Genomic DNA, 12,754 nt, shown 5'->3' on the forward strand with positions numbered 1-12,754 from the left:
GGATATTTTATTCTTCTATCCAATTTTGTTTGAATTTTAAATCCCCAGAAAGTCCCCTTTAATTATTTGTTTGGTATTTTTATGCTTGCGCCAACTGCGTTGCAATGATAAAAATAAGCCTCATTGGACACACACACAAGAAAACAGATGCAAACTATTCGCTTAATTACACTAAACCTAAACCTCTTACTGCTGTGGCAAGTGAGCGGGGATTAGTGTGTTTGCATTGAGCTAAACATTAAAAACCCCGCAACCGCGGGGTTTTTTTTATCTCGCTGCAGGGATAAATCGAAATTTGGGTAATACAGGAATTGAGGGGCAGTTATGCAACAGCAAGATAAAGTATGGATTTTTGATACCACCTTACGTGATGGTGAGCAGGCACTAAAAGCAAGCCTAACAGAAGACGATAAAGTTCAACTGGCGCATACCATTAGCCGCTTAAATGTGGATGTAATGGAAGTGGGGTTTCCGGTGTCGAGCCCAGCTGACTTTCGCTCAGTGCAACGTATTGCCACCGAGGTGAAAGGCCCTATTATTTGTGGCTTAGCTCGCTCGGTTGCCAAAGATATCGAGGCCTGTGGCGATGCGCTGCGCGCTGCACAGCAAAGCCGTATTCATACTTTTATTGCCACCAGCCCGCTTCATCTTGAACACAAGTTGCGTATGAGCCTTGATGATGCCACTGCAATGGCTGTTAAATCTATTAAATTAGCGCGTAACTATACCGATGATGTTGAGTTTTCGTGTGAAGATGCTGGGCGTACACCGCATTGGGATTTATGCAAAATTGTTGAGCAAGCAATTAACGCCGGTGCATCAACAATTAATTTGCCAGATACAGTCGGTTTTGTAACGCCAGATGAATACGCAGCAATGATCCGTCATTTAATGAATAACGTGCCAAATATAGATAAAGCGCGTTTAAGTGTGCATTGCCACAACGATTTAGGTTTAGCCGTTGCCAACTCCGTGGCCGCAGTGCAAGCCGGTGCACGCCAAATTGAATGCACCATTAATGGTATAGGTGAGCGTGCGGGGAACTGTTCACTTGAAGAAGTGGCAATGATCATGAAAATGCGTAAAGACCACTTAAACGTATATACCGACATAAAAAGCGAAGAAATTTATCGCGCCTCTCGCCAGGTAGCCAAAATTTGTAATATGCCGGTACAGCCAAATAAAGCGATTGTTGGCGAAAATGCGTTTGCTCACAGCTCAGGTATTCATCAAGACGGTGTATTAAAAGCGCAAAACACGTATGAAATTATGTCACCAGAAAGTGTTGGCGTACCAAGTAACCAATTAAATATGACCTCACGTTCAGGTCGTCATGTTATAGAACACCGCTTAGAAGAATTAGGCTATCAAAAATCAGATTACGACATGGATAGCTTATACCAAAGTTTCGTTGCGCTGGCTGACCAAAAAGGCACAGTATACGACTACGACCTAGAGGCCATGATTTACTTTAATCAAATTAACGACAAAGACGAAAAGTACCAGTTAGAGTTTGTTAACTCTGCGTCTAATTCACAATCGGTGGCCAGCTCAACCATAGGCTTGCTGATTGATGGCGAAGCAAAACAAGAAGCCGCAACAGGTAATGGTCCAGTTGAAGCTTCGTTTGCTGCTATTGAGCGCTTAACAGGTATGAGTGTTGAAATGATTGAATACAATTTAGAGGCCACCGGCCAAGGCGCCAGCTCATTAGGGCAAGTGAATATTATTGCTAAATATGATGGTCGTCCCTATCACGGTGCTGGTATTGCGGCCGATGTGGTCGAAGCCTCAGTACGGGCTATGGTTCGGGTTTATAACTTAATTTATCGAGCACAAAAAGTGTCTGATTTAAAACAACAAAGGAAAGCAGGATGAGTAAAACACATTACAGCGTTGCCGTATTAGCAGGCGACGGTATTGGCCCAGAAGTTATGGCAGCTGCAGAGCAAGTACTTGACGCTGTCAGTGATAAATTTGGTTTTACTCTGAACCGTGAGCACCACGCGATTGGCGGCGCAGCGATTGATGAATTTGGCAAAGCACTTCCTGATACAACTTTAAAAGCCTGTGAAAACGCCGATGCTATTTTATTTGGCTCCGTGGGTGGCCCTAAGTGGGAGCATTTACCACCAAATGATCAACCAGAGCGCGCGTCATTGTTACCACTACGAAAGCACTTTGGTTTGTTTTGTAACTTACGCCCAGCTCAATTGTTACCCGCATTAAGCGCTGCATCACCACTTCGTGCTGATATTAGCGAAAAAGGCTTTGATATTTTGTGTGTGCGTGAGCTAACTGGCGGTATTTATTTTGGTGAAAAAGGTCGCAGTGGCGAAGGTGCTGAAGAAGCGGCATTTGACACCCAAACATACTCGCGTAAAGAAATTGAGCGTATTGCACGTTTTGCTTTTGAGGCCGCTAAATTGCGCAGCAATCATGTAACCTCGGTTGATAAAGCCAATGTTTTAGCATCAAGTGTACTTTGGCGTGAAGTAGTCACTGAAGTGAGTAAAGAGTTTCCTGAGGTGAGCTTAGATTATATTTATGTAGATAATGCAGCGATGCAGCTAGTTAAACAGCCTAGCCAGTTTGATGTATTACTGTGCGATAACTTATTTGGCGACATTTTATCGGACGAATGCGCGATGATCACCGGCTCAATGGGGCTATTACCTTCGGCTAGCTTAAATCAATCAGGCTTTGGCTTGTATGAACCCGCGGGTGGCTCAGCGCCCGATATCGCCGGAAAAGGGGTCGCTAACCCTATTGCACAAATTTTAAGTGCCGCATTAATGTTACGTTATTCATTAGGACAAGATGAAGCGGCTCGCACCATTGAAAAAGCAGTTGCAGAGGCGGTTGAAGCGGGTGTGGGGACGCCTGATATTTATCCGCAGGGCGGCTACACCACCACCGATGTTGCAGCGGCTATTGTTTCACGCATTTAACTATTAAAGCCACAGCACCGTTAGGCTGTGGCTCAATCAGATCAGGGAGTTAGCAAGTGGCTCAAACTTTATACAATAAAATTTGGCAAGCACACACGGTTGCCAGCATCAACGAGCAAACCGATTTACTTTATATTGACCGTCATTTAGTACACGAAGTGACGTCGCCACAAGCATTTGCAGGTTTACGTGAAAAAAATCGTAAAGTGCGCTGTCCAGAAAAAACCATTGCGACCATGGATCATAATGTTTCAACTAAAAGCCGTTCATTAGATGCAGCCAGCGAAGTCTCTAAAAATCAACTAATGGCACTGGATGCAAACTGTAAAGAATTTGGTATTTTGCTGTACGACCTAAATTCAGTAAATCAAGGTATAGTACATGTGATTGGCCCAGAGCAAGGGATCACTTTGCCAGGCACCACCATAGTATGCGGCGATAGTCATACCTCAACCCACGGCGCGTTTGGAGCGCTTGCCCATGGTATTGGAACCTCAGAAGTTGAGCACGTATTAGCTACGCAAACGCTACAGCAAAAAAAGGCTAAGTCGTTAAAAATTCAAATTAACGGTGTGTTACGCCCAACAGTAACTGCTAAAGATTTAATTATGGCGGTTATAGGTAAACTAGGCACTGCTGGTGGTACGGGTTATGTGGCTGAATTTTGTGGCGAAGGCATAGAGGCGCTTTCGATGGAAGCGCGCATGACGTTGTGTAACATGAGTATTGAAATGGGTGCCAAGGCAGGTTTAATTGCCCCAGATAAAATCACTTACGAGTACTTAAAAGGGCGTCCATTTGCACCAAAAGGCGCTGATTTTGACGCCGCTGTTGCCTACTGGGAAACCTTAAAAACTGATGATGGCGCAACCTTTGACTTAGAGGTAGAGCTAGATGCTGCTAATATTCAACCACAAATCACCTGGGGGACTAACCCAGAGCAAGTGATTGGCGTTGACGAATGTATTCCAGATCCAGACAAAGAAACTGATTTAATTAAAGCTGATGCCATTCGTAGTGCACTTAAATACATGGGTTTAAAAGCGGGCGATAAGTTATCAACTGCCAAAGTAGACACAGTATTTATTGGCTCATGCACCAACAGCCGCATTGAAGATTTACGCGCCGCTGCAAAAATTGTTGAAGGCAAGCAAGTGGTTGCAGGTATTGAAGCATTAATTGTTCCTGGCTCAGGTTTGGTTAAACAACAAGCAGAAGATGAAGGCCTTGCCGACATATTTAAAGCTGCAGGATTTGAATGGCGTGAGCCGGGTTGTTCTATGTGTTTAGCAATGAATGACGATCGCTTAGGTGCAGGTAAGCGCTGTGCATCTACATCTAACCGTAACTTTGAAGGACGCCAAGGTCGAGGTGGGCGTACACACTTAGTGAGCCCAGCAATGGCGGCAGCGGCAGCAATACATGGCCACTTTGTTGATATTAGAGGAGAAGCCTAATGAGCATTTATTTTAGTGGCTTAATGGCCCCACTTGATAAAAACAATGTCGATACCGACCAAATTATTCCAAAGCAGTTTTTAACTTCAACCAGCCGTGATGGTTTTGATGCTGCGCTATTTTACGATTGGCGTTATTTAGATAATGGCGAGGCAAACCCTGATTTTATTTTGAACCGTCCTTGCTATCAAGGCGCGCAAATACTACTAACCCGCGATAATTTTGGTTGTGGTTCATCACGTGAGCACGCACCATGGGCGCTTAAACAATATGGTTTTGAAGTGATTTTGGCTGAAAGCTTTGCTGATATTTTCTTTAATAACTGTGGTAATAACCAAATGCTTGCTATTGCATTGCCAGCGCAAATATTAGAAGACTTATTTGTGTTAAGTGAGCAGCATGACGATATTCACATTGATGTGGATTTAGAAAACCAGCAATTGCGCAGCAATAAATTTGCGCCAATCAGCTTTGATATTCGCAAAGACGTGAAAGAGCGTTTATTAAGTGGCTTAGACTTTATCGGTGTAACCGAGACCCTGAACCCACAAATTGATGCATTTGAAGCAAAACTTGCTGCTGAGCGTCCTTGGCAGTGAATAGTTTAAAAGATACTAGATAGTAAAACGCGGCATAAGCCGCGTTTTTTATTGCTGTCAGATGCTGTTCATCGTGATTATTGTCTTTGTGTTTGTTTAAACGCTAAGCTAATTTTTTACATGTTTAGGGATACATTATGAAATTATTAACAGCTGCAGCACTAATGCTTGCATCAACCGCTGCAATAGCACGCCCTGCGCCTTTAGTATCAATTCCAAGCCATGATGGCTTTTTTGATAATATTGTTGCCCATTGTGGTAAAGCTTTTGAAGGTAAAGTAACGGTTGATAATGCCACAGGGCCGAGTTCATTTGCCGATAAAAAATTAGTTATGCATGTGCGTAAGTGTAATGAACGTGAGCTACAAGTGCCGTTTCATGTGGGTGATGACGCCTCACGTACGTGGATCATCACAAAAACAGGCAGTGGGTTGAGCCTAAAACACGATCACCGCCATAAAGATGGTACTGATGATGTATCAACTATGTATGGTGGCCATACGCTTGATGCGGGTTTTACTAACATGCAGTCATTCCCTGCTGATCAGTATTCAAAAGAGTTATTTGTTAGCCAAGGCATACCACAATCGGTTGGCAATACATGGCAAATGTATATTTACCCTGAAAAGTTCACTTACCGACTCATTCGCCAAGGTCGCGAATTCCGCGTTGACTTTGATTTAACTAAGCCTATCACACCACCGGCTGCACCATGGGGGTATGGTGTTAACTAATCTTTTTATATTAAAACCACTGGCTGTTTTAACGCTCAGTGGTTTTATGGAAGCATAACGAGGTGTTATTTCTTTGAGGTTTTTTCTGCAGGCATTTCACACTGCACAAATACACTCAGTGGTGGCTGATAAGCGCGTGGTTTAGTTGGAAAGCGCTCATACTCTTGCACGCCTTCAGTTACTTTTAACATGAAAGGGTTATCGCGACATAAACGGTTTGCGTGGCGCAATAAAAACACACTTTGGTTTCTAAAATGTGGATAGTCATCAGACTGTATTTCTAAGTGGTAATTGTTAGTGTCTATTTGAGTTTGCTTGTAATGCACCTTTTCATCAAAGTCATAGAGTCGCTGCATTTCAGTTTGTTCTGCCGACACATTCGAACACGCTGTTAAAAATACCCAGCTAATACTTCCATATATATAATGATTTGCTTTTCTGCTCATAAACCTTTAACTCCATCTTGATTTTGGGTAGTGTGATCAGCATATCTATTACACCCGTTATGATATAAGTCTAACACCCAAAAAGGGGAAATGTGATGTTCAAGCAAATTAAACAGCTTTTTTCGAGTATTGATCAGCAAGATTATGATATTGAACAACATGATTTAAAAACAGCGGTTGCCGCGTTATTAATTGAGGTAATGCGAGCGGATAACGATTTACAGGCAGATGAGCAGCATACGCTAAGTCTGACATTAAAAAAGTATTTTGATTTAACTGATGAAGCAGTCGATGAGCTAACTGAGCAGGCAAGTTCGAGCTTAGATGACGCCATTGATTATTTTCAATTTTCAAAGCAAATTAATAATCAATGCAGTGCAAAGCAGCGCATTGAAATAGTTGAACTACTCTGGCGATTAGCATACTCAGATGGTGAACTTGATCCACAAGAAGAATACGTTATTCGTCGTGTTGCAAACCTATTGTACGTTACCCATGAAGACTTTATTGCTGCAAAGCTTGCAGCAACAAAGTTGTAGCGAATGTTTATTTTAGTTTACTTGCTACGCTAACCAACTGCTGCGCAAGGCCGGCTACTTTTTCAGCGGTAGCAGGGTCGTTAATACGGCCGTTTTCGTCTAACAAAGTATGAATAGCCGGTACAGCTAATTGATTGGCTAATACTAAACTGCCAATGCCAGATAAAATATCACGCACGTGATTTAAGCCACGTAAGCCGCCAAGTCCACCTGGTGATGCTGCATATAATGCGGTTACTTTATTTGCAAATGCAGGCTCTGCGCCTTGTTCGGTGCGCGATGCCCAATCAATGGCATTTTTTAACACCGCGGTAATAGAACCATTATATTCTGGGCTGGCCAGTAAAATACCATCGGCTGTGCGCAGTTTGTCCTTTAATTGTTGTACGCCGGCTGGTGTGCCTTGTGCTTCTAAATCTTCATCAAACATTGGTATGGCTAAGTCTGCAAGTTTAATCACTTCCACTTCAGCGCCACTTTCTAGTGCAAAACGTGCAGCTTCATTAATAAGTTTTTGATGGAAGCTGTCTTTACGTAAGCTACCTGCTAGGGCAATAATTTTTGGTGTAGTCATGAGTTGATCCTGATGCTGATTATCTATAGGTATGACTTTAACAAATAATTACTTGCAGAAAAGCCAAATAAACGCAAAACTTGTGTGCATATATGCACAGCTTGAAGAGTGGTTACCATGGCAATTCAATTTGATGATTGGCAAGATCTTAAGGTTGCTTTTGAGGTGGCGCGGTTAGGTACTTTAACTGCAGCAGCCGAAGCGCTAGATGTTCATCACAGTACGGTGCTCAGACGAATTAATAACTTAGAAAAAAGCTTAAATGCGCGATTATTCCACCGCCATGCTCGTGGCTACAAAGTAACAGAGATTGGCGCTAAGTTATTTACCACAGCACAAGCAATTAACGGTGAGCTAGAGCGTTTACACAGTGACATAATTGCAGCAGATAGTACCTTACAAGGTAGTTTGTTACTCACCACTGTGAGTGGTTTTATAGATGTATTAAGTGAGGTATGCGAGCAGTTTCAAACCTTGCATCCGCAAGTGCAATTACAAGTGATTATGGATCAAAAGCGTTTGCGTTTAGACCATGGCCAAGCACATATCGCTGTAAGAGCAGGCCCTAGACCGGATGAAGGTGATTATATTGCGCAGCACTTGGCGGCACTCTCGTCAGGATTTTATGCCTCAAAACATTACATTAGTCGTTATGGCTTGCCACAAACGTTAGCACAACTCTCGGTGCATAATTTTGTATCGGGTGTGGCTGGGTATAATGGCAAAGTGCCATATTTTTCGTGGGTTGATGAAAATATTCCCTCGTCGCAAGTTAAACTTAGAGTATCAGAAACCTCAGAGGCTACTCGCGCCATCGTTAAGGGGCTAGGGATTGGCGGATTACAACATGATGTTGCAGCGCAATACTCTGATTTAGTGCCTGTATTACCTAACGAACTTAGTTGGCCTACTGACTTATGGTTAGTGACGCATCATTTAGTGCATCGTACTGCGAAAGTGCAAGCGTTTAGTCAGTTATTAAAAACCTATTTTAAGCAGCGTAAATTAAGTTAAAAAAGCTACAACGATTTTTTTATAGAAATACCCAAGCGCTTGGCTAGCCGTGTTAAGTTAGCGCGGTCGACCTGTAAACTACGCGCTGTGCTTGCCCAGTTATAATTATGTTGTTTAAGTTGCTGTATAATAAGCTGCTGAGTGTAAGTATCGGTGGCTTGTTTTAACGAAATGTTGTTTGTTAAAGGTGTGGTTGCAAGCTGGTTTGAGTGTTCAAGAGCTAAGGTGTTAACAGCGCTTAAATTTAGCTCGCAATGCTCTGGCTCAATAGTAATAATTGGTTGCTGCCACTGATGCTGTTTAGCTTTTAATGCGGCGCGATTAATAACATGTTCCAGCTCTCTTACATTGCCAGGCCAGTCATATTTTTTTAGCAGTAATTGCGTTTCAATGCTGAGTTTTAGCTGTTTAATCGCAAGCTTACGAGCTGTTTTTTCCAAAAAATAACCGGCTAATAAAATAACATCTTCATCACGGGCTTTTAACGGCGCCACGCTTAACGGGTACACACTTAGGCGATGATATAAGTCGGCGCGAAATCGCCCCTGTTCTACTTCGTGTTTCAAATCACGGTTAGTGGCTGCAATCACTCTAACATCAACATATTTAAGTTCATCTTCACCAACGGTTTGTACTTCGCCACTTTGCAGTACCCGTAATAATTTACTTTGCATTGCCAGTGGTAGCTCGCCTATTTCATCCAAAAATAAGGTACCGCCATCGGCTAATTGAAACTTACCTTGGCGAGCATTTTGTGCCCCCGTAAAGGCGCCTTTTGCATGGCCAAAAAATTCACTTTCGGCGAGGTTTTCAGGCAGTGATGCACAATTTAAATGGATCAATGGCTGATCTTTGCGTGCTGAATGCAAGTGAATATTACGCGCCACCAACTCTTTGCCGACCCCAGTATCACCTAAAATTAATACACTAAAATTAGAGGCTGCAACCAGCTTTATTTCGTTTTTAAGGGTTTGTATTACTGGGCTTTGGCCAATAATTTCACCACCATCACGCTTGAGCGCCTCACGGTTTAACTCTTGTACTAATTCACTTGAGTGCTGGGCATGTTGTTTGTAATGAGCAAGCTCTAGGGCTGTTTTAAAGTGCGCACTGCACAAGGTTTGTAAGGTATTAAGCGTATCAGCGGTAATGCCGTCAAACGCATCAGCGTTTAGGCTATCAAAGGTCAAAATACCAAGCAGCGAATCTTTATCATAAAGCGGTAACCCTAAGCAGGCATGCACTGGAATATCACCCGTTTTAGCTAGTAGTAAGCCGTCATATGGGTCTGGGAGCGGGCAGTCATGTGCAAATTGCAGTGCCAAGCGGTGATTACAAATAGCATCAAGGCGAGGATGCTCTGCAATGTTAAAGCGCCTACCTAAGCTATCAGGCATTAAACCTTTAATCGCTAAAGGCTTTAATTGCTCGCCTTGGCGAATTAACAAGGCGCTAGCATCACTTGGAATAACACGTTCAACTGTGGCTAAGAGCTGCTCAAAACTGTGGGCATGTAAGGTGCTTTGTGCAAGCTCCAAGGCAACTTGAGTCAGATTGAGTTGTTGGTTCATGTCAAAATGACCTGTTAGTGTATTTAATTGGTTTTTATAGTAGGTCATAAAGACTCTTTTTGTAAAGTGAAATTAAATAACTCGTTGAATTTAAGGGTTTTATTTAATTGGCATGGTCTGTGTAATAACAAAATAACGAAAGCAGTTATTGGAGTTGTTATGAGCAGTATTTTTTTAGAGCAGGTTAATTATTCAGTGAAGTCTAATTCTCTGTATTACCGTGTGCTATCTCATGCAAATAAGATGCTATGTATTAGCGTATTGGGGGTGTTGATTACGCTGCTAATAAGTTATCCCTATGCAGGCTACTTTTCTATACCGGTACAAATTTTTGCACACATTAGCACGATTGTTCTCGCGGCTATTATCAAAGTGAGTTACGTACTGCGCTGTGTGGCACAGCATGGGCTGGGACAGGAGGTGCGCTAATGAAGCCCATAAACTTAGCCGAACCTATGCCAGCGCAGGTCGCATTTCATCAAGTATCACAATGGTCATTATGGATGTTGGCATTTAGACCCTTTTTTTTAGCTGGTGGATCACTAGCGTGTTTATCTGTGGGTTATTGGTTACTTATTTTAAGTGGCGATGCACAGTGGTATTTAGTTATGCCTGCTAATTTGTGGCATGCACATGAAATGTTATTTGGTTTTGCGGGCGTGGTTGTGGCTGGCTTTTTACTTACTGCAGCACAAACATGGACCGGTGTTGCAAGTATTAACGGTAAACCATTGATGTGGCTTAGCCTAATATGGCTTAGTGCACGGCTTAGTTTTTTTGTAGTTGTGCCTAGCATTGCTCAGTTTAATGTTTATGCGGTACTGATTTTACAAGTTGTTTGGTGGCTCTCGGTAATCATAGTGTTAGCCAGCATGTTGATAAAAGCGAGCAGTAAACGCAACTACTTGTTTTTATTTATTCTTTCATTTTTATGTACGCTCAATATGTTGTATTTAATACTAGTGCTAAAAAACCAAACGCAGTTAGCGCTTGCAATGGTTGATACCGCAGTACTGGTTATAAGCTTGTTGGTGGGGGTTGTAGCTGGGCGTGTATTACCCTTTTTTACTGTCAAAGGGCTGGGCTTATCTAAGCAGGTACGCACACCAAACATAGATAAAGCTATTTTATACTTATCGGTATTGGCGATAGCATTATTTTTTATTAGTAAATTATTTTTCACTGTAATTAACCCTGCACTAGTTGTGATGAGTGCAGCGTTTTTGCATTTAGTTCGCGGTGTTTGCTGGTGGAACAAGCAAGTCCTAAAAGTCCCATTATTATGGTCGTTACACTTTGCGTATTTAGCTTTAGGTATAGGTTTAATGTTAGTGGCAATCAGTTTTTATAGCAGTGCAATACTGTTTAAAGACGCTCTGCATTTTATCACTATTGGTGGTATCGGCATGATGATTTTAGCCATGATGACACGGGTATCACTAGGACATACCGGTCGCTCACTTAGTATTCCTGGTTTTATGAATCTTGCATTTGCATTGGTGTTTAGTGCCGCAATTATTCGTGCTTTTCTCCCGTCTTTTATTGGGCCACACCTAGCTTGGCAGATCAGTGCTGTGCTTTGGTTACTGGCCTTTTTATTATTTTTAATTCACTGCACTCCTATATTAACGCGGCGTCGTGTTGATGGGCGTCGTGGTTAGTTCACCCATAGGAAACCAAAATGTTATCTGAAAAAACTATTGAGATTGTAAAAAGTACAGCTCCATTACTTGCAGAAGCGGGCACAGCCGTCACCGATCATTTTTATAAGCGCATGTTTAGCCATAACCCGGAACTTAAACATATTTTTAATATGACTAACCAAGAAACGGGTCGTCAGCAATTTGCATTATTTAATGCCTTGGCTGCGTATGCGCAAAATATTGATAATTTAGCCGTGTTAAAAGAGGCATTAGCAAGAATTAACCATAAGCATACCAGCTTGAATATTTTACCCGAGCACTACCCTATTGTAGGGGCGCATTTGATCGGCACACTTAAAGAGCTTATTCCTGAACAGTTTACAGCTGATGTTGAATACGCATGGCGAGAAGCTTATAACCTACTGGCTGATATTTGTATTACCGAAGAAGCAGCGTTGTATGCACACAGTAAAAATAACCACGGTGGCTGGGTAGGCACACGGAAGTTTGAAATTACTCATAAACATGTTGAGTCTGAATTTGTAACCAGCTTTATCCTCACGCCTGTAGACGGCAAAGCTGTTATTTCCCATAAGCCAGGACAATATCTTGGCATTAAAGTTAAGCCTGAGGGGGCAGAATATGAAGAGATCCGCCAGTATTCTATTTCGCAAAAGAGCAATGCTAAAAACTATCGTATTAGCGTTAAAAAAGAGTGCCAACCACAGCCTGGCGTGGTGTCTAACTATTTACACTCACTAGAGCAGGGCGCACTAGTAGAGCTATACCCACCAGCAGGTGACTTCTTTTTGAAAGACGCAACAAGCCCCGTTGTGCTTATTTCTGCAGGTGTTGGCCAAACCCCAATGATGGCTATGCTGCAAACGCTATTGAGCGACAATACTAATCAAGCGATTAGTTACTTACACGCGTGTGAAAATAGCTTGGAGTATTCATTTAAAGACTACCTAGCTCAGCAAACGGCTATGCATCCACAACTAAAAACCTTAACCTGGTTTAATCAAGGTGGTGGGGGATGTGATTACACAGGTCTTATGGATTTATCTGTGCTTGAGGCATCACTGCCTATTAGCGAAGGGGCATTTTATTTGTGTGGACCAGCTTCATTTATGGCTTATGTAAAAGACCAACTACTTGACTTAGGTGTACAGAGCTCGAATATTCATTACGAAATATTTGGACCACACCAAGCATTATAAACATAA

Annotated in this window: 12 protein-coding genes; 9 read left to right on the forward strand and 3 right to left on the reverse strand. The window is 42.3% G+C overall.

The genetic code is table 11. From position 1 onward, the window contains the following. Positions 1-324 precede the first annotated feature (324 nt). The 5 genes from leuA (at position 325) to MTF66_RS25545 (ending at position 5,741) form a co-directional block, all read left to right on the forward strand. On the forward strand, positions 325-1,878 hold the full coding sequence (leuA, locus tag MTF66_RS25525) for a 2-isopropylmalate synthase (RefSeq protein ID WP_010392352.1): 1,554 nt from the start codon (positions 325-327) through the stop codon (positions 1,876-1,878). Further along, the gene (gene leuB / locus MTF66_RS25530) at positions 1,875-2,951 is read left to right on the forward strand and encodes a 3-isopropylmalate dehydrogenase (RefSeq protein ID WP_054202813.1); all 1,077 of its coding nucleotides are present in this window, start codon (positions 1,875-1,877) and stop codon (positions 2,949-2,951) included. The genes leuA and leuB overlap by 4 nt, the downstream gene beginning before the upstream one ends. Before the next feature lie 56 nt (positions 2,952-3,007). Then, positions 3,008-4,408, forward strand: coding sequence for a 3-isopropylmalate dehydratase large subunit (gene leuC, locus MTF66_RS25535; protein ID WP_138621521.1), 1,401 nt, complete (start codon positions 3,008-3,010; stop codon positions 4,406-4,408). After that, positions 4,408-5,007 (forward strand): 3-isopropylmalate dehydratase small subunit, encoded by a 600-nt coding sequence (gene leuD, locus MTF66_RS25540; protein WP_055012750.1) that lies wholly within the window; start codon positions 4,408-4,410, stop codon positions 5,005-5,007. Before leuC ends, leuD begins: the two co-directional genes overlap by 1 nt. Positions 5,008-5,144: 137 nt before the next feature. Beyond that, positions 5,145-5,741 (forward strand): hypothetical protein, encoded by a 597-nt coding sequence (locus MTF66_RS25545; RefSeq protein ID WP_138594016.1) that lies wholly within the window; start codon positions 5,145-5,147, stop codon positions 5,739-5,741. Positions 5,742-5,806: 65 nt separating this feature from the next. Here MTF66_RS25545 and MTF66_RS25550 read toward each other — a convergent pair whose 3' ends face one another. After that, positions 5,807-6,187, reverse strand: a complete 381-nt coding sequence (locus MTF66_RS25550) for a hypothetical protein (RefSeq protein ID WP_010392359.1) — start codon at positions 6,185-6,187, stop codon at positions 5,807-5,809. Positions 6,188-6,282: 95 nt separating this feature from the next. Between MTF66_RS25550 and MTF66_RS25555 the strand changes: the two genes are divergently transcribed. Beyond that, on the forward strand, positions 6,283-6,726 hold the full coding sequence (locus MTF66_RS25555) for a TerB family tellurite resistance protein (protein ID WP_036980539.1): 444 nt from the start codon (positions 6,283-6,285) through the stop codon (positions 6,724-6,726). A 7-nt stretch (positions 6,727-6,733) separates the two neighbouring features. Here MTF66_RS25555 and MTF66_RS25560 read toward each other — a convergent pair whose 3' ends face one another. Further along, on the reverse strand, positions 6,734-7,300 hold the full coding sequence (locus MTF66_RS25560) for an NADPH-dependent FMN reductase (RefSeq protein WP_054202817.1): 567 nt from the start codon (positions 7,298-7,300) through the stop codon (positions 6,734-6,736). Positions 7,301-7,417: 117 nt separating this feature from the next. On the opposite strand from MTF66_RS25560, the gene MTF66_RS25565 reads away from it, so the two are divergent. Beyond that, entirely contained in the window at positions 7,418-8,314 is an 897-nt protein-coding gene (locus MTF66_RS25565; RefSeq protein WP_010392364.1) for a LysR family transcriptional regulator, read from the forward strand. Between the two features lie 5 nt (positions 8,315-8,319). Here the strand turns inward: MTF66_RS25565 and norR are convergent, their stop codons facing one another. Continuing rightward, positions 8,320-9,885: a nitric oxide reductase transcriptional regulator NorR gene (gene norR, locus MTF66_RS25570; protein ID WP_171043251.1), complete on the reverse strand. Its 1,566-nt coding sequence runs from the start codon at positions 9,883-9,885 to the stop codon at positions 8,320-8,322. Between the two features lie 428 nt (positions 9,886-10,313). Here norR and MTF66_RS25575 point away from each other — a divergent pair, with 428 nt between their 5' ends. Then, positions 10,314-11,546 (forward strand): NnrS family protein, encoded by a 1,233-nt coding sequence (locus tag MTF66_RS25575; RefSeq protein WP_138621527.1) that lies wholly within the window; start codon positions 10,314-10,316, stop codon positions 11,544-11,546. Positions 11,547-11,566: 20 nt separating this feature from the next. Then, complete coding sequence (gene hmpA / locus MTF66_RS25580) at positions 11,567-12,748, forward strand: NO-inducible flavohemoprotein (RefSeq protein WP_138621529.1); 1,182 nt, start codon at positions 11,567-11,569, stop codon at positions 12,746-12,748. Positions 12,749-12,754 lie beyond the last annotated feature (6 nt).

The organism is Pseudoalteromonas sp. 2CM39R (assembly GCF_023161845.1).